This window comes from Sulfitobacter sp. 15WGC, assembly GCF_005068605.1.
Lineage (GTDB): Bacteria > Pseudomonadota > Alphaproteobacteria > Rhodobacterales > Rhodobacteraceae > Sulfitobacter > Sulfitobacter faviae.
Genome location: NZ_SZNL01000004.1, coordinates 89939 through 105568, shown reverse-complemented (window position 1 = coordinate 105568; position 15630 = coordinate 89939). Strand labels below are relative to the sequence as shown.

Genomic DNA, 15630 nt, shown 5'->3' with positions numbered 1-15630 from the left:
GCCCGCGTTAAGCAATTGTTAGGGCAAGTGATATGACACCACAGGCGGTCGTTTTCGACATCGGCAACGTATTGATCGAATGGCAACCGGAGCGGTTTTACGACAGCGTGATCGGCCCCGACCGCCGCCGCGCCATGTTCGACGCCGTGGACCTGCACGGCATGAACGACCGCGTCGACAGCGGCGAGAATTTCCGAGACACGATCTATGCCATGGCCGAGGCGACGCCTGAGTGGGGCGATGAAATCCGCCTCTGGCACGACCGCTGGATCGAGATGGCCGCCCCGGTGATCGACCACTCCCTGCGGTTGAAGAATGCGCTGCAAGCGCGTGGCGTTCCGGTCTTCTCGCTCACCAACTTCGGCATTCAAAGCTATGATTTGGCCGCCACCCACTACCCTTTCCTGCGCGAGTTCGACCGTGATTTCATCTCCGGCCACCTCGGCATGATCAAACCCGCGCCCTCGATCTACGAGGCCGTGGAGCAAGGGAGCGGCCTGCCGCCCGAAGCCCTGCTCTTCACCGACGACCGCGCCGACAACATCGCCGCCGCCGCCGCGCGGGGCTGGCAAACCCACCATTTCACCGGACCACAAGGCTGGGCCGACCGCCTCGTCGCCGCAGGTCTGTTGACCCGGGAGGAGGCCGCATGACCGACATCCCCAACATTTCTTTCGACGCGGGCGAGGCGCTCTTGGACTGGATCGCGCTCACCGACGCGCTGGCCGCGGGCCATGACCTGCCGAAGGCCGAGATCGGAGACACCTTCCTCTACCGTGGCAAGGACACACTCTTGAGCCGGGCGGCATGGATCGACGGGCTGGGCATCGCGGTGAAATCCGCCACGATCTTCCCCGGCAACCCGGACCGCGAGGTGCCGATGGTCAACGGCGGCGTCTCGCTTTTCGATGATGTCACAGGCACGCTCTCCGCCATCGTGGACTTCCACCTCGTCACCAAGTGGAAGACCGCGGGCGACAGCCTATTGGCCGCGCGTCGGCTGGCCCGACCGGACAGTGAGAACATCCTGATCGTCGGCGCGGGCACCCAAGGCCGGGCGCTGCACGCCGCCTATTCCGCAGCCTTCCCAAAGGCCCGTTTCACGGTCTGGAACCGGACGCCCAAGAACGCCGAGGCGATGGCCGCAGAGCTCAAGATCAACGTGGCGACCGATCTGGAGCAAGCCGTGCGCGCCGCCGATATCGTCACCTCTGCCACCATGTCGACCGACCCGCTGATCGAGGGCGATTGGTTGCAACCCGGCCAGCACGTTGATCTCATCGGGGCCTACCGCCCCGACATGCGCGAGGTGGACGACACGGCGCTGCTGCGTGCCCGCGTCTTCGTCGACAGTTTCGACACCACCATCGGCCATATCGGAGAGATCAACATCCCGCTTGAGGGGGGCACCATCACCCGCGACCATCTGGTTGCGGATTACTACGACCTTTCGGCCTTCACCCGGCAGAGCGATGACGAAATCACCCTATTCAAGAACGGCGGCGGCGCGCATCTCGACCTGATGACCGCCAACCACATCCTCGAACGCTGGCGCGCGGGTTAAGCGGTCACCAGCCCCTCGAGCCGTTTCTCGCGGATCGGCAGATGCACTACAGCGCTAAAGGCGCCCACGGCCACGCCAACCCACCAGACCGCAGTGTAGCTGCCGTAGATGTCGTACATCCGCCCGCCCAGCCAGACGCCGAGGAAACTGCCCAACTGGTGGCTGAAGAACACGATGCCGTAAAGCGTGCCCATGTAGCGCAGCCCGTAGATATGCGCGACGAGGCCGGAGGTCAGCGGCACCGTGGCGAGCCAGAGCGCGCCCATGCCCACAGAAAACAGGATCACCGTCATCGGCGTGATCGGGAACATGATGAAGGCCGCGGCGATCACCGTGCGCCCGACATAGATCCCCGCCAGCAGGTATTTCTTGGAATAGCGCTTGCCAGCCCAGCCCGCCAGCAGCGTGCCCGCGATATTGGCCAGACCAATGAGCGAGATCGCCACCGCGCCAAGCGCCGAGGTGGTGGTGATGCCGATGTTGTGCAGCACGCCGCCCGCAAGGATCGGGCCGCACATCTCGGTCACGAAGGCCGGGAAATGGGCGGTGATGAAGGCAAGCTGGTAGCCGCAGGAGAAAAAGCCGAGGAAGATCAGCGTATAGGACGGATCGCGGAAGGCCTTGCCGAGGTTCTGGCCCATCGACTCTTCCAGTTCCGCCCGGCTCGCCATCGCAGGCGCGCGCATCATCGGCAGCGTCAGCAGCATCAGCAGGATCACGCCCGCGAAGCTCACGAAGGTCATTTGCCAGGACATGAAGCCCAGCATCCATTCCGCCACCGGCGCGCCGAAGACCTGCCCCGCACTGCCCGCCGCCGTGGCGATGGCCAGCGCCATCGAGCGGTTCTCGTCCGAGGCCGCCCGCCCCACCACGGCGAGGATCACGCCAAAGCCAGTGCCCGCGATGCCGAAGCCCACGAGCCAGGCATAGGTCTGGTGCTCGATCGGCGTCGCGGAATTGGCCGACAAGAGCAGCCCCACGGCATAGACCACCGCCCCGATGATAATCGCCCGCCTATCGCCAATCTTCTCGGCCAGCGCGCCAAAGATCGGCTGCCCAATGCCCCAAGCGAGGTTTTGGATCGCGATGGCGAGGGAGAACTCGCTGCGCGCCCATGCGAATTCCTCGGCAATGGGAATCTGGAACACGCCGAAGGAGGCCCGCACGGCGAAGCTGACCATGATGATGATACATCCGACCATCAGGACCGGGGTGAACAGGGGCGCGCGGCTTTGCATGGAAGTGTTCCTTTCCGCGGCAGATTATGGGTTTCACGGGCGTCGTCAATTGCGCATCTGCGAAGACTGGCCAGCCCGCCCGCGCTGCCGTAAACATGGCCCCGTGCAAAAGACGGGAAGCTGATGGACGAGATCGACAACAAGATCATCGCGGAACTGCGCCGCGACGCGCGCATGTCCTATTCCGCGCTGGCCGCCACCACCGGCCTGTCGCGGGTGACGGTGCGGGCGCGGGTGGAACGTCTGGTCAGCTCGGGCGCGATTTTGGGCTTCACGCTGATCCTGAAAGAAGACATGCGCCACAGCCCGATCCGGGGCCATACGCTCTTGGCCATCGAAGGGGCGGGCACCGACCGGATCAAACGCATTCTTGCAGGCATGCCCGCGGTGCAGGCAATCCATGCGACCAATGGCAAATGGGATTTGATTGTCGAGACGGGGACGGAGACCGTCGAAGAACTCGACAGCGTGTTAGGCCAAATTCGCCGCATTCAGGGGGTAAGCTCAAGCGAGACGAACCTGCTGCTGGCCACCCAGATGACGGTCACGACCTAGGCTATTGCACCGAGAGGACGACCACCTCGACCCGCCGGTTCTGTTCGCGCCCCGCTTCGGTCAGGTTGCTGTCGCGCGGCGCGAGATAGCCCGCGCCCTGCGCCTCCAGCCGGTCGGGGGCCACGTCATAGCGCTCAACCAACCGATCCCGCACCGCTTCTGCCCGTCTGCGTGACAGGGCGGTATTGGCCTCCAAACTGCCCACCGCATCGGTATGACCCACCAGCGCCACCCGCAGACCCGGCTCTGCCTTAAGCAATTCGGCAAGCCGCGCGAGGGTCGCAAAGGGGCCGGGGCCAAGCGCGGAGGTACCGGTCTCGAACTCCAAACGGTTGAGCACCAGATGCCCCTCGGCCTTCAGCACCGCCGCGAAATCCTCCGTGGCGGCGGCAAGGGGCACCGCGCCGGTTGGGGCGGGCGTGACGGGGGGGCTGTCGCCCTCCGGCGCATCGCCGCTGCGGGCTTGGATGATCTGCACATAGGCCGAGGTCGCCGCCGTGCTGGCAAGGATGCTGATCGCCTCGGTCGGTGTGCCATCCTCATCTCGCCGCAGGGCGGTGATGAAATGGAAGGCGCGCAGGTTCACATACATGTTCGGCCCCGGCAGCACCTCTATCGCAAAGCGGAAATCGAACCCGCCGCAGTCCCGCGCCGCGCAGTCGAGCACGATGTCCAACCCCGCCTCTTCAAGCTGCCGCCGCAGCGGGCGCATCACTTGCAAGGCGGTCAGCCCCGGCGTGTCCATCCGCCAAGCGGCGCGGCGCACGTCGCCATCGACATTGACCCGCGCCACCTGCCCTTCGGCATAGACACCCACGGGCGCGGCGTAGCGATCCGGCGCGGTGTTGCGTTCCGCCGTCAGCCGCGCGGTGCTGGGCAGCGCCAGTTCAAGCGCCGCCGCCGGGGCCGCCAGCAGCACCCCGGCCAGAGCCGCAGCGACGCGCGCCCGGATCATCGCGCCTGCGCGTGGTAATCGTCGTTGGGGCGCATGTCGGTGGCGCTGGCCACCCGGTTGGTCATGTTAAAGAAACCCGCCACGCAGGCGATGTCAAAGATGTCACGGTCGGTGAAGCCTACGTCGCGCAGCGCCTGACGGTCGGCCTCCTCAACCTTGGCGCTCGCCTCGGTCAGCTTGACCGCGAAATCCAGCATAGCGCGTTGTTTGGCGCTGATCTTGGCCACGCGGTAGTTCATCACCAGCGCCTCGCCCAATTGCGGATCGCCCGACATTTCGCGCACCGCCGCCCCATGGGCCACAAGGCAATAGTAGCATTTGTTGACCGAAGACACCGCCACCGCGATCATCTCACGCTCAAGCTTGCTGAGCGCGCTGTCGCCCAGCATCAGATCGTTATACATGCCGGTAAAGGCATTCAGCTTGTCGATGTCAAAGGCATAGGCGCGCAGCACATTGGGTACCATCCCGAGCTTTTCCTGACAGACAGCGAAATACTTCTGCGTCGCCTCGGGCAGCGGATCGACCATCGGCAGATCAAGGGCGGTGGGCATGTCGTTGGCCATGGTCTTATCCTTCACTCGGTGCTTTGACGGTAATGATAGTGCCCGACCGGGGCAAAGCCCAGCTTGGCATAGAGCGCCTGCGCGCGGGTGTTCGTATCTACGCAGAGCACCGACAGGCGCGCGGCCCCCTGCGCCTGCCCCCAATGGGCGGCGGCCCGCATCAGCCAAGTCGCCACGCCTTGGCGTTGTTGATGGGGCAGCACCTCGACCGCGTGGGCCATACAGATATCATTGTGCACCCCGGCAAAGGCCACGCCCGCGGGTTTCTCGTTCCAGCGGGCAAGGATGCCGGTCTTGGTTGCGGCACGGTCCATCACGGCAAGGCGCGCGGGGCCGACCCCGCCGGCGGCCCAGACCTCGGCCATGATCGCCAGCGGCTCCCAAATGCAAAAGGCGGTGACCGGGGGCATCGGCAAATCCGTCAGTCGGGTGATCGGCAGGCTCAGCACCGTGACCGGATCGACCACGTCGTAACCCCGCGCGGCCAGCAGCGCGTCGAGGTCATCTTCCCCCGCGCGGACCATGAACAGCGGGCGCTGGTCCATCTCGCGCATCGCCGCTTCGGCAGCCGGAATGTCGGCACCTGTTATCGCTCCGCGTGCCGTCGCCGCCGAGACGCGTTTGCCGCCACCCTGCCCTTCGCGCAGTATCCATGGGCCGTGCTCAAAGCGCCGCGCAGCGGGCCATGTCGCGTCGCCCGCGTCGAAAAACGTCTGCGCCTCGCTCATGCGAAAGCAGCCTTGAGCTTGGCCATCGCGGCTTCGACCATCCCCGGATCGCTGCCCCGGATCACCACATGCGCGCCAAAGACGCCGTCCTTTTGGAACGGGTAGCTGCCCATGGACAGATGCGGATATTCCTCGGCCAACGCGCCCAGTGGTCCGGCGATATCGCCCTCGCCCCGGTCGATGCGCAGCGTCTCACTGATCAGCGGCTGCCCCCCGGTCAGCCCCGGCAGGACGCTGGCAACCATCGCCTGAAAGACCGTCGGCACCCCGGCCATGACATGCACGTTCTCAACCACAAAGCCCGGCGCGGCAGAGACCGGGTTCTCGATCAGCGCGGCGCCTTCAGGGATGCGCGCCATGCGCAGGCGCGCCGCGTTCATCTCGGTCCCGGCGCGGGCGTAATGTTCCGCCAAAATCTCGCGCGCATCGTCGCGCACGTCGATGTCGCGGTTAAAGGCGGCGGCGATGCAATCGGCGGTGATGTCGTCATGGGTCGGCCCGATCCCACCCGAGGTGAAGACATGGCTATAGGCCGACGACAGCGCCTGCACGGCGGCGATGATCGCCCCGTGATCGTCCGAGACCACGCGCACTTCGCGCAGGTCGATCCCCACTTTCGTCAACTCCCCCGCAAGGTGATGCATATTGCTGTCGCGGGTCCGGCCCGAGAGGATTTCGTCGCCGATCACGATCATCGCGGCGGTGGGGTTTGACATGGGGCGGCTCCTTGAGGATGGCGTCCCTTCGGTATAGGCCGCGCCCCATGCGCTTTCAAACCCAACTTGTCCCCGCCCGGCTGATCCGCCGCTACAAACGCTTTCTGGCCGATTGCAGGCTTGAGGAGACGGGCGAAGAGGTAGTGGCCCATTGCGCCAACCCCGGCTCGATGATGGGACTGGCGGAACCGGGCAGCCGCATCTGGCTGGAGCCGAACGACGATCCGAAGAAGAAGCTGAACTACGGCTGGCGGTTGGTGGACCATGAGAACGGCCATTTCACCGGCGTCGACACCGCCCTGCCCAACCGCGCGATGAAGGCGGCGCTGATCGCGGGTGAGGTCGCCCCGCTCGCCGCCTATACCGAGGTGCGGCCCGAGGTGAAATACGGCGAAAACTCCCGCATCGACTTCCTGCTCAACGGCGATGGCCTGCCCGCTGCCTATGTCGAGGTGAAATCCGTCACCCTGTCACGCGAAACCGGGCTGGCCGAGTTTCCCGACAGCGTGACCGCGCGCGGGGCGAAACATCTGGGCGAATTGGCGCGGATGGCGCAGGCCGGGCACCGCGCCGTGCTGCTCTATCTGGTGCAGCGCACAGATTGCACGCGGATGCGCCTCGCCACCGATATCGACCCGACCTATGCCGCCGCCTCCCATGCCGCGCGGGCGGCGGGGCTGGAAATCTACGCCATCGGCACCCATATCACGCCCCAAGCCGTCACACTGGCGCAACCGATCCCCTTCGCGGGCTGAGCCGCTCTGGCCCTCGCCCGAAAGCCACGTTAAGTAGGAGCGAACACAAGCATGGAGAGAGCGGTGAACAACGCACACCGAGGCCGCCAGACGCGCGACGGCATTCGCATTTACGAGCCTTCCGATCATGCCGGGATGCAGGCAGCGGGCCGTCTCGCCGCCACCATCCTCGACGAGATCGCAGAGCATGTCTTCCCCGGTCAAACCACCGGAGAGTTGGACCGCCTGATCGAAGAGAAGGTCAACGCCGCCGGGGCGAAATCCGCCACCATCGGCTACAAGGGCTACAAACACGCCAGCTGCATCTCGGTGAACCATGTGGTCTGCCACGGGATCCCCAGCGACAAGAAGCTGAAAGACGGCGACATCCTGAACATCGACGTGACCGTCATCGTCGATGGCTGGTTCGGCGACACCAGCCGCATGTATGTGGCGGGCAAACTGTCGCGCAAGGCCGAGCGGCTGATCAACGTGACCCACGACAGCCTGATGCGCGGGATCGACGCGGTGAAGCCGGGCAATACCTTTGGCGACATCGGCCATGCGATCCAGACATTTGTCGAAGGCCACCGCATGTCGGTCGTGACCGACTTCTGCGGTCACGGCCTGGGGCAGGTCTTTCACGCGCCGCCCAACGTGCTGCACTATGGCCGCCCCGGAACCGGTGCTGTGCTTGAGCCGGGCATGTTCTTTACCATCGAGCCGATGGTGAACCTTGGCCGGGCCGAGACCAAGACCCTCGCCGACGATTGGACCGCCGTCACCCGCGACAAATCCCTCTCGGCGCAGTTCGAACATTCGGTTGGCGTGACTGAAGACGGGGTCGAGATCTTCACCCTTTCGCCCGGCGGTCTGTTCCACCCGACCTACAAGACCGACTAAAGCGCGGTGGGGGCACGGCCCCCGCCCGCCTATGCGTCGATGGCAACCAAATGGTTGTCCCACGCCCGTTTGGCCGTGGTCAGCCGCGACAGCGTCGCCTCTTGCAGCGACAGGATACCGCCCAGCCCATCCGTTGCCACGAAACCGCCCCGGCCCGGTGCCAACCCGCAGACATCGGCGCGGCGATGGCTGGCGAGGAATGCGCCACGGTTGTCAAAGACATGCAACCGCCCGCCGCGCGGTGACGTGATCCCGACCGCCCCGCCATCCGCCGCAAATGCCACGCTGCCCGCGTAGCCCTGCATCGCGATTTGCTCGGCCAGATCGGCCTCGGCCAAGATCGGGTCTTCCCCGCGACGATGCAGCCCCAGCAGCGGCACGCCGTCGCCCGGCTCCCCCTGCCATTGCATCGCAAAGGCCACCTGCCCGTCCGGTGCCAAGGCCAGATGACGGATCGAATTCTTATGCAGGTCATCAGGCAGCGAAACCTGCTCCAGCACCTCACCCGCGAGGCTGACATAAGACAGATTGGGCCGCATGACATCGATGTTCAACTTCTCCCGCCCGCTGTCGGGATGAGTGCGGATGCCGCCATTGGCCACCACCAGCACATCCTCGGCCCAGCGGCGGATTTCATGGGGCCCGACCCCGCCCGAGGCAATCTCTCCGATCCGGGCATAGCCCTTGGCGCGGGACCACAGGCCGATGCGCCCTTCGCCGCTGTCGATGTCATTTTCGCTGGTGGCGAGGATGGCCCCGCCCTGCAAAAACGCCCCATGCCCGTAGAAATGTCGCCCCTCCGGCGCGTCGAGCCTGTGGGCCACACGGCCCTTCACACAGTCGATCACCAGCGCGAACCGGCCCGGACGGCGGGCAAAGGCGACCGCCTCGGCCGCGGTAGGATGGGCGGCGGCGGCATGGCCCCGGTCGGCAGCGGGATGCGGAAAATGTCGTGGCCCGTCCCATCCAGTCCGAAAAGCGCATAGGCCCCCGATGGGTCACGCGCGGCGGCAAGGTAGACGGGGCTTCCGGCGGCGGCCCAGCCCATCGCCGGTAGGCTCGACGCGGCGGCGAGACCGGCAAGGAAATGGCGGCGCGAGGGCATCAATCCCCATCCGCCGAGTTGAACCCAACCGAGACGCCAAGCGCCGGGGCGATCTCTGCCCCCACCGCCTCGGAAATGGCGCGCACATCGTTTTGCAGCGCCTCGACCCGGATACGGCTGATCGGATCGGCCACCCCGGCAAAAACGGGGTCTTCCAATGCACGCGCGGCGCTCAATGCGCGGTCGAATGCGGCATCGGTCTTGGGGGTGGGCGCGTCCGACAGCGTGTCGGCCAGACTGTGCAATGCTTCGAGCGACAGGACCACATTGCGCAGGCTGCGGCCCGAACGGCGCGCCTCGGCCACCTGCGGTTTGGGGGCGTCGAAACGGCCCATCGGGCGGCCCAGACGTTGGTCGGCGACGAAGTCCAGCCCTGTTGCCAAAGCCGTATAGAGCGCCTGAGACGCCTCGCGCGGGCTGAGGAAACGGTCGTTGCCCGCCTCCCCTGCGCTGCGGAGCGTGGTCGCGAAGTCCTCACGCCATGCGGTGTCGACCTCCCGCGCCAGTTCCGCCAGATCGGCCGCCATCGCGCGGGCGAGCGCGCAGCTATAGCTGTCAGCCTCGTAGCCCGCGAAATCATCGTCATAAAGCAGCCGTTCCAGCGCAAAGAGCCCGCGCGCGGCGATGGAGACTTCGGCGTAATCACCGCTTGTCGCGATCGGGTCTTCTTCGGCCACCATCCGCGCCACGCTGCGCCCCACCATGCCGCGCGTGTCGGGCCAAAAGGCGATGGCCAGCCCGCGCCCGTCTTCCTCTAGCGGTCCAAGGGTCAGATGCGCGATGCCCATCCATGCGTCGAAGGCCTGCTGATAGGCCGGGCGCAGGGCGGCATCGGTGCAATCGGCCTGCGCCGCCGTATCAAGCGCCGCCGTGGCCGAGGCGAAACGGGCGGTGCCGGGCAGCGCGTGATCTTGGATCACCTCTTCCACCCCGGCGAGGGCGGGGGCGGCGGTCAGAAGGAAGGTGGCGGTCAGCAGGCTGCGCATCAGAGGCTCTCCAGATAGCGGATCAGGGCGTCACGGTCGGCTTTGGGCATGTCGACCACGGCATCGCGGGCGGGCTGGGCTTCGCCGCCGTGCCAGAGCACCGCTTCGAGCAGCGACCGCGCCCGCCCATCGTGCAGGAATTGGGTATGGCCGTTGACCTGTTCGGTCAAGCCGATGCCCCAGAGCGGCGCGGTGCGCCATTCGCGCCCGTTCGCGCGGCCCTCAGGGCGGTTGTCGGCCAGCCCTTCGCCCATGTCATGCAGCAAAAGATCGGTCATCGGCCAGATCAGCTGAAAGCTCTGCTCGGGCTGGTCCTCCAACCGTTCGGTCACGAATTTCGGCTGGTGGCAGGAGGTGCAGCCGACCTCATGGAACACCGCCTTGCCGCGCAGCACCTCAGGCGCGCCGACATCACGTCGGGCGGGCACGGCAAGGTTGCGGCTGTAGAAAGTCACCAGATCCAGCCCTTCGGCGTCGATCTCGGTGCCACGGTCGTCACCATCCCCATGGGGTGCCGCGCGGCAGGCGGTCTGCTCTGCCGTGCAATCGCCCCATGCCGCGTCGAAAATGGGGGAGGAAATGCCAATGTCGCCTGCAAAGGCGCTGGCGGATTGCTCGCGGATCGTCGGTGCGCCGGCTTTCCAGCCGAAACGGCCCAGCATCGGACGCGCGTGTTCAAAGGACCAGACAATCTGCGCCCGGCCCGAAATGCCATCGCCATCGGCGTCCTCCGGGTCGGCCAGCGCCAGGATATCTGCCGCTGGGATCGCCTCCAACAGGCCCAAGCCGATCATCGGCGGTGCGACGCGGGGGCTGAGCATCGCACCCTCGGCCAAGGGGCCATAGCCGAGGTCTTCGGCGCTGTAGGTCGGGCGGCGCAGGCTGGCGGTCTCCCCATCCGACAGGGCGACCTCCACCTCTTCATAACGCACGCCGAGACGGTACTCCGCCGGATGTCCCGCCACCCCGAAATCCTGCAATTGCCCACCATAGACCGGATCGGGCCGCGTGCGCGGGGTCTCATCCCCCACCGAGAGCAGGAAGGCCTCGATCTCGCTCATCGCCTCTTCGGGGGGCGTGGGGACCGAGATGCGCAGGAACATCGACACCGCATCATCCTGAGGCCCCTCGGGCGGATGGCCGCGCCCGTCTTTCAGATGGCAGCGCTGGCAGGAACGCGCGTTGAAGAGCGGCCCCAGCCCGTCAGAGGCCAGCGTCGACGAGGGCGAAGAGACCCACAGTTTTTTGAACAGCCCGTTGCCGACCTTGAAGTCCAACTCACGCTCAAAGGGGATATTGCCCGAGGGCAGCGAAAACGCATCGGCATTGCCGCGCGGGCTGACCGTGGCGGCCCCTGCCGGGTTCGTTTCAAAGGGTTCGGGCTTGTCGAATTCGGTCGCGGGGGCGGTGACCTTGGCGATCCGGGCGGCCTCTTCCGCAGTGCGGGGGATCACCTTCAGATGCGGTTCCTCCAAGGCTTGCGGAGCGGCGGCGGCCATGCTCGCGGCGGCCACCGTGAGCATCGGAATGAGGAAACGCATGGGGAATGCCTTGGATAAGCGGCAGGCCCGAAACCGGGCCTGCCTGTCGTGGTTACTTGCTGTCGTCCGTCGGCTTGGCCTGAAGCTGGCCATAGACGGCCTCGCCCAGTTCCGCCTGAAGCGCCAGTTGGGTTTCGAGGAAGTCGATATGCCCTTCCTCATCGGCGATCAATTCTTCGAACAGGTTCTTCGAGACGTAATCGCCCACCTGATCGCAGTGATTGCGCGCCTCGATATAGAGGGTGCGGGCCTCATGTTCGGCGGCGAGATCGGCCTCCAGACATTCCTTGACCGTCTCACCGATGCGCAGCGCGTCCAGCTTTTGCAGGTTGGGGTGCCCTTCGAGGAAGATGATCCGTTCGATCAGCTTGTCGGCGTGGTTCATCTCTTCGATGCTTTCCTCGCGCGATTTATCGGCAAGCCGACCATAGCCCCAGTCTTCTTGCAGGCGGTAATGCAGCCAATACTGGCTGACCGCCGTCAATTCGCTGCGCAATGCCGCATTGAGATATTCGATGACCTTGTCGTCGCCCTTCATGAACCTGTCTCCTTGTTTGGTTTTGCCTGACATAGAGTGGTTGTCAGCACCGGCACGGAAAAGTTGCCATTTCCGCGCATGGTAGACAAGAACAGAGGCATGCAGCCCCCACAATCGGCCGCTTTGCCCAAGGCGCGGTAGACTTTACCGGCCGTGATGACCGTGCGTGCGTCAGAGGCGCGCATCCAGTCGATGGCATTGTTGATGTCGCGATCGGTGATGTTCTGACAGTGACAAACAATCATGGTGTTGCGTATTCCTTGGCTGGCCCCGGGCCGCGACAGCGCGGCCCGGGGGAAAGTTTAGGATTACTGGAAGACGGCCTCCGGCGCGTCGAGGCTGTCGGAGCCTTCAAAGGCGATCTCGTCACCGCCCAGAGCCGTCACTGCGCGTTCGATGGCGCGCGTCTGGTTCACCAGCGCGTCGACCGCGCCCATGATCAGCGCCTCGCCCTCGGCATTGCCACGCTCAAGCATCATGTCATAGCTGAAACCCGCTTCGGCGGCGGTCTTGATCTGGCCCAGCTCCACCATGGAAGCGTTCAGCTTGGCGCGCAGGTCTTCGTCGACACCCGCGTCGGCACTGGCCACCAGATCGGACAGCGACGCGCCCGAGACCACACGCCCATCGACGCGCAGGTATTCGCCCAGATAGACGTTCCGCACGCCCAGACCGTCGTAGTAGTGGCTGTTGTGGGTGTTGTCCGAGAAGCAATCATGCTCTTCCTCGGGATCGTTCAGCATGACGCCCAGCTTCATCCGCTCCCCGGCCTGTTCGCCGTAGGAGAGCGAGCCCATGCCGGTCAGGATCGCGTCGATCCCGGCGTCTTCGTCGGCCAGCACGGCGGCGCGTGCCTCGCCGCCTTCGGCCCATTGACCGGCCATCCATTCCAGATCGCTGACCAAGAGATCGGTGGCGGCCTTGAGGTATTGCCCACGGCGGTCGCAATTGCCGCCGGTGCAGTCGTCGCCCGCTGCGTAATCGGTCCAAGGACGGTCGCCCGCGCCGTGGTCGGTGCCGTTCAGGTCTTGGCCCCAGAGCAGAAATTCGATGGCATGGTAGCCGGTGGCGACATTGGCCTCGACCGCGCCCGCCTCATGCAACTGCCCTTCGAGCAGTGCGGGGGTGATCTCGGTGGCGTCCACCTCTTCCCCGCCGAGCGTGAAGGTCGGGTTGGCGATGACGTTCAGAACCGCCAGTTGGTTCTCATCCGTCTCACCGCCATAGGAGGCGTCGACATAGTCAATCAGACCTTCGTCCAGCGGCCATGCGTTTACCTTGCCTTCCCAGTCATCGACGATGGCATTGCCAAAGCGGAACACCTCGGTCTGCTGGTAGGGCACGCGGGCGGCCAGCCATGCGGTTTTCGCCGCCTGAAGCGCCTCGGCAGAGGGGGAGGCGATCAGCGTCTCGACGGCGGCTTGCAGGGTCTGCGCGGTGGTCAGACTGTCTTCGTATCCAGCCTGCGCGATGTCGGCATAGGTGTCCAGCACCTCGGCCTTGCCTTGGGCGAATGCCGGGGCGGCGGCGAATGTGATCAGCGCAATGGCCGTGGACGCTTTGAGGCGCATCGGATGTCCTTCCTTGAAAATCACCACGGTCCCGACACAGGGCGTATCGGGCCTTCGGGCAATAGGTGACTTATTTTGTCGGAAAAGACAAGGTACAACCTCAGGCGGGCTGAACCTGCGAAATCCCGTTAATTGGTGGCCCTTTCCAACAGGGTCACATGGGTATCGCCATATTTGCGCGTGTCGATCCGGGCGAATCCCTCGGGCGCCTGCATGGGGGCGCTTTCCTCCCAGACAACCATCGCCCCGGGGGCGAGCCAGCCGCCTTCGGCCGCCGCGGCAAGCGCCTTTTGCCCCATGGACTTGCCATAGGGCGGGTCGAGAAAGACCAGATCGAAAGCCGCCTGCGTCCACGGCCCCAGCCGCGTGGCATCATGGCGCAGCAGTTGGGTGTCCGCCGCCGTGTCCAGCTTGCGGATATTCTCCCCGATCAGCCGCTGCCCGCTGCGGCCATTTTCGACGAAACAAACCGATGCGGCCCCGCGCGACAGTGCCTCGAACCCAAGCGCGCCGGTGCCTGCAAAGAGGTCCAGCACCCGCGCGCCTTTGATCACGTCGTGATGGGTCAGCATCGAGAAAAGGCTTTCGCGCACCCGGTCCGAGGTCGGGCGCAGATGCGCCCCGGCGTCGCCCTTGCCAAGTGCCGCCAGCGGGCGGCCCCGGTATTTCCCAGCGATGATCCTCATGCCCGCAGCAGCGCCTTGAGGTCCGTCTGAGGGTCCGCAACCAAGGCAGGATCGGGCGATTTGCCGGCCTCAATCAACCGTTTGCCGACCATATAGCCCCGTGGATCATTTGCGGCATCGACGGCCAGCAAAGTCTCACCGCGGTAATACCAGAAGGACGCGCTGCCCGCGCCCCGGCGGGTGAGGACGCGGTCATAGCCTGCGTTCAGCCCGGCGATTTGCAGCTTCACATCGTATTGGTCAGACCAGAACCACGGTTTGGCGACATATTCCTTGCCCGCGCCGAGGATGTTTTCGGCCACGACCTCGGCCTGTTCGATGGCGTTCGGCACGCTTTCCAGACGGATGCGCCCGCCGCGATAGGGGAATGAGGTGCAGTCTCCTGCCGCCCAGATGCTAGGCAGGTTCGTGCGCCCCTGCGCGTCGACCTTGATGCCGTTGTCGATCTCGACCCCCGCGCTGGCGGCCAGCGCGATGTCGGGCTCAATGCCGACGCCAGTGATGACGAAATCGGCGGCGATCTCTGTGCCGTCGCTCAGCCGTGCGCCGGTGACATGGCCCTCGCCCAAGAGCCGCTCCAGCCCAACGCCTTCGCGCAGGCGCACGCCGTGGCTTTCGTGCAGGGCGCGGAAATAATCGCTGGTCTCCGGCGCCGCGACCCGTTGCAGGATCCGGTCGGCCATTTCCACCAGCGTGACCTCAAGCCCCAGCTTGGCCGCGACCGCTGCCGCCTCCAGCCCGATATAACCGCCGCCGACGATCAGCACTTTCGCACCTCTCACGAAACGCGGGGCCATGGCATCGACATCCGCCAGATCGCGCACGGTAAAGACACCCTCCAGCGCCCCGCCAATCGCGGCGGGCAAGCGGCGCGGGGTCGAGCCGGTGGCGAGCACCAGTTCGTCATAGGCGACAGCCCCGTCGGAGGTGCTCAGCACCCGCGCCTCTGGGTCAATCGCCGTGACGCGGCAGTCGGTCTTCAGCGTGATCCCCTGATCGGCGTAGAATGCCTCGGGCCGGAGCAAGAGACGCTCTTGGCTCATCTCCCCCAGCAGGTAGCCTTTGGACAGGGGCGGGCGTTGGTAAGGGGGGCACGGCTCGGCGCCGATGAGGGTGATTTTCCCCTCGAACCCGCCGCTCCGCAGTTTTGCCACGCATGACGCCCCCGCCTGCCCGGCTCCGATCACCACCACATGCTGCATCTGCCACCCCCCGATTGATCTGGTCTCAGTCGCGGTCAAAGC

Annotated in this window: 18 protein-coding genes; 5 read left to right on the top strand and 13 right to left on the bottom strand. The window is 65.5% G+C overall.

Annotated features, from left to right (window positions below):
• The first annotated feature begins 32 nt into the window (after nt 1-32).
• A complete protein-coding gene (locus FCK22_RS04745) occupies nt 33-653 on the top strand; it encodes an HAD-IA family hydrolase (protein WP_067266037.1) in 621 nt (206 codons plus the stop codon).
• Nucleotides 650-1564, top strand: coding sequence for an NAD(P)-binding domain-containing protein (locus FCK22_RS04740; protein ID WP_067266040.1), 915 nt, complete (start codon nt 650-652; stop codon nt 1562-1564). Before FCK22_RS04745 ends, FCK22_RS04740 begins: the two co-directional genes overlap by 4 nt.
• Here the strand turns inward: FCK22_RS04740 and FCK22_RS04735 are convergent.
• A complete protein-coding gene (locus FCK22_RS04735; protein ID WP_136720256.1) occupies nt 1561-2802 on the bottom strand; it encodes an MFS transporter in 1242 nt (413 codons plus the stop codon). The genes FCK22_RS04740 and FCK22_RS04735 overlap by 4 nt on opposite strands.
• Before the next feature lie 123 nt (nt 2803-2925).
• Between FCK22_RS04735 and FCK22_RS04730 the strand changes: the two genes are divergently transcribed.
• On the top strand, nt 2926-3357 hold the full coding sequence (locus FCK22_RS04730; RefSeq protein WP_067262523.1) for an Lrp/AsnC family transcriptional regulator: 432 nt from the start codon (nt 2926-2928) through the stop codon (nt 3355-3357).
• A gap of 1 nt (nt 3358) precedes the next feature.
• Here the strand turns inward: FCK22_RS04730 and FCK22_RS04725 are convergent, their stop codons facing one another.
• The 4 genes from FCK22_RS04725 to FCK22_RS04710 are packed head-to-tail and all read right to left on the bottom strand — an operon-like array spanning nt 3359 to nt 6322.
• Nucleotides 3359-4312 (bottom strand): OmpA family protein, encoded by a 954-nt coding sequence (locus FCK22_RS04725; RefSeq protein ID WP_067262519.1) that lies wholly within the window; start codon nt 4310-4312, stop codon nt 3359-3361.
• Nucleotides 4309-4878 (bottom strand): peroxidase-related enzyme, encoded by a 570-nt coding sequence (locus FCK22_RS04720; RefSeq protein ID WP_067262510.1) that lies wholly within the window; start codon nt 4876-4878, stop codon nt 4309-4311. Before FCK22_RS04720 ends, FCK22_RS04725 begins: the two co-directional genes overlap by 4 nt.
• Nucleotides 4879-4889: 11 nt before the next feature.
• Nucleotides 4890-5606, bottom strand: a complete 717-nt coding sequence (locus tag FCK22_RS04715; RefSeq protein WP_067262508.1) for a GNAT family N-acetyltransferase — start codon at nt 5604-5606, stop codon at nt 4890-4892.
• Nucleotides 5603-6322 (bottom strand): molybdopterin-binding protein, encoded by a 720-nt coding sequence (locus FCK22_RS04710; protein ID WP_067262507.1) that lies wholly within the window; start codon nt 6320-6322, stop codon nt 5603-5605. The genes FCK22_RS04715 and FCK22_RS04710 overlap by 4 nt, the downstream gene beginning before the upstream one ends.
• Nucleotides 6323-6369: 47 nt before the next feature.
• On the opposite strand from FCK22_RS04710, the gene sfsA reads away from it, so the two are divergent.
• Entirely contained in the window at nt 6370-7077 is a 708-nt protein-coding gene (sfsA, locus tag FCK22_RS04705) for a DNA/RNA nuclease SfsA (RefSeq protein ID WP_067262505.1), read from the top strand.
• Nucleotides 7078-7128: 51 nt separating this feature from the next.
• Nucleotides 7129-7959 carry a type I methionyl aminopeptidase gene (gene map / locus FCK22_RS04700; RefSeq protein WP_067262503.1) on the top strand — a complete coding sequence of 277 codons (831 nt, stop codon included), beginning with the start codon at nt 7129-7131 and terminating at the stop codon, nt 7957-7959.
• Nucleotides 7960-7988: 29 nt separating this feature from the next.
• Here the strand turns inward: map and FCK22_RS04695 are convergent, their stop codons facing one another.
• The 8 genes from FCK22_RS04695 to FCK22_RS04660 form a co-directional block, all read right to left on the bottom strand.
• Complete coding sequence (locus tag FCK22_RS04695) at nt 7989-8954, bottom strand: DUF1513 domain-containing protein (protein WP_349237602.1); 966 nt, start codon at nt 8952-8954, stop codon at nt 7989-7991.
• Nucleotides 8955-9063: 109 nt separating this feature from the next.
• On the bottom strand, nt 9064-10050 hold the full coding sequence (locus FCK22_RS04690; protein ID WP_067262498.1) for an imelysin family protein: 987 nt from the start codon (nt 10048-10050) through the stop codon (nt 9064-9066).
• Nucleotides 10050-11573 carry a di-heme oxidoredictase family protein gene (locus FCK22_RS04685; RefSeq protein ID WP_067262526.1) on the bottom strand — a complete coding sequence of 508 codons (1524 nt, stop codon included), beginning with the start codon at nt 11571-11573 and terminating at the stop codon, nt 10050-10052. Before FCK22_RS04685 ends, FCK22_RS04690 begins: the two co-directional genes overlap by 1 nt.
• Before the next feature lie 70 nt (nt 11574-11643).
• A complete protein-coding gene (gene bfr, locus FCK22_RS04680) occupies nt 11644-12129 on the bottom strand; it encodes a bacterioferritin (protein WP_136720255.1) in 486 nt (161 codons plus the stop codon).
• Nucleotides 12126-12374, bottom strand: a complete 249-nt coding sequence (locus FCK22_RS04675; RefSeq protein ID WP_067266845.1) for a (2Fe-2S)-binding protein — start codon at nt 12372-12374, stop codon at nt 12126-12128. Before FCK22_RS04675 ends, bfr begins: the two co-directional genes overlap by 4 nt.
• 63 nt (nt 12375-12437) lie before the next feature.
• Nucleotides 12438-13700, bottom strand: a complete 1263-nt coding sequence (locus FCK22_RS04670; RefSeq protein WP_067266843.1) for an imelysin family protein — start codon at nt 13698-13700, stop codon at nt 12438-12440.
• A gap of 128 nt (nt 13701-13828) precedes the next feature.
• Nucleotides 13829-14386, bottom strand: a complete 558-nt coding sequence (rsmD, locus tag FCK22_RS04665; RefSeq protein WP_067266842.1) for a 16S rRNA (guanine(966)-N(2))-methyltransferase RsmD — start codon at nt 14384-14386, stop codon at nt 13829-13831.
• Nucleotides 14383-15588 (bottom strand): FAD/NAD(P)-binding oxidoreductase, encoded by a 1206-nt coding sequence (locus tag FCK22_RS04660; protein ID WP_067266840.1) that lies wholly within the window; start codon nt 15586-15588, stop codon nt 14383-14385. Before FCK22_RS04660 ends, rsmD begins: the two co-directional genes overlap by 4 nt.
• Between the last annotated feature and the right edge of the window lie 42 nt (nt 15589-15630).

Coding starts and splice junctions, on each gene's coding strand:
- map (WP_067262503.1), top strand. CDS start 7,129: ATGGAGAGAGCGGTGAACAACGCACACCGAGGCCGCCAGACGCGCGAC.
- FCK22_RS04740 (WP_067266040.1), top strand. CDS start 650: ATGACCGACATCCCCAACATTTCTTTCGACGCGGGCGAGGCGCTCTTG.
- bfr (WP_136720255.1), bottom strand. CDS start 12,129: ATGAAGGGCGACGACAAGGTCATCGAATATCTCAATGCGGCATTGCGC.
- FCK22_RS04725 (WP_067262519.1), bottom strand. CDS start 4,312: ATGATCCGGGCGCGCGTCGCTGCGGCTCTGGCCGGGGTGCTGCTGGCG.
- FCK22_RS04660 (WP_067266840.1), bottom strand. CDS start 15,588: ATGCAGCATGTGGTGGTGATCGGAGCCGGGCAGGCGGGGGCGTCATGC.
- FCK22_RS04735 (WP_136720256.1), bottom strand. CDS start 2,802: ATGCAAAGCCGCGCGCCCCTGTTCACCCCGGTCCTGATGGTCGGATGT.
- FCK22_RS04745 (WP_067266037.1), top strand. CDS start 33: ATGACACCACAGGCGGTCGTTTTCGACATCGGCAACGTATTGATCGAA.
- FCK22_RS04670 (WP_067266843.1), bottom strand. CDS start 13,700: ATGCGCCTCAAAGCGTCCACGGCCATTGCGCTGATCACATTCGCCGCC.
- rsmD (WP_067266842.1), bottom strand. CDS start 14,386: ATGAGGATCATCGCTGGGAAATACCGGGGCCGCCCGCTGGCGGCACTT.
- FCK22_RS04730 (WP_067262523.1), top strand. CDS start 2,926: ATGGACGAGATCGACAACAAGATCATCGCGGAACTGCGCCGCGACGCG.
- FCK22_RS04710 (WP_067262507.1), bottom strand. CDS start 6,322: ATGTCAAACCCCACCGCCGCGATGATCGTGATCGGCGACGAAATCCTC.
- FCK22_RS04675 (WP_067266845.1), bottom strand. CDS start 12,374: ATGATTGTTTGTCACTGTCAGAACATCACCGATCGCGACATCAACAAT.
- FCK22_RS04720 (WP_067262510.1), bottom strand. CDS start 4,878: ATGGCCAACGACATGCCCACCGCCCTTGATCTGCCGATGGTCGATCCG.
- FCK22_RS04685 (WP_067262526.1), bottom strand. CDS start 11,573: ATGCTCACGGTGGCCGCCGCGAGCATGGCCGCCGCCGCTCCGCAAGCC.
- sfsA (WP_067262505.1), top strand. CDS start 6,370: ATGCGCTTTCAAACCCAACTTGTCCCCGCCCGGCTGATCCGCCGCTAC.
- FCK22_RS04715 (WP_067262508.1), bottom strand. CDS start 5,606: ATGAGCGAGGCGCAGACGTTTTTCGACGCGGGCGACGCGACATGGCCC.
- FCK22_RS04690 (WP_067262498.1), bottom strand. CDS start 10,050: ATGCGCAGCCTGCTGACCGCCACCTTCCTTCTGACCGCCGCCCCCGCC.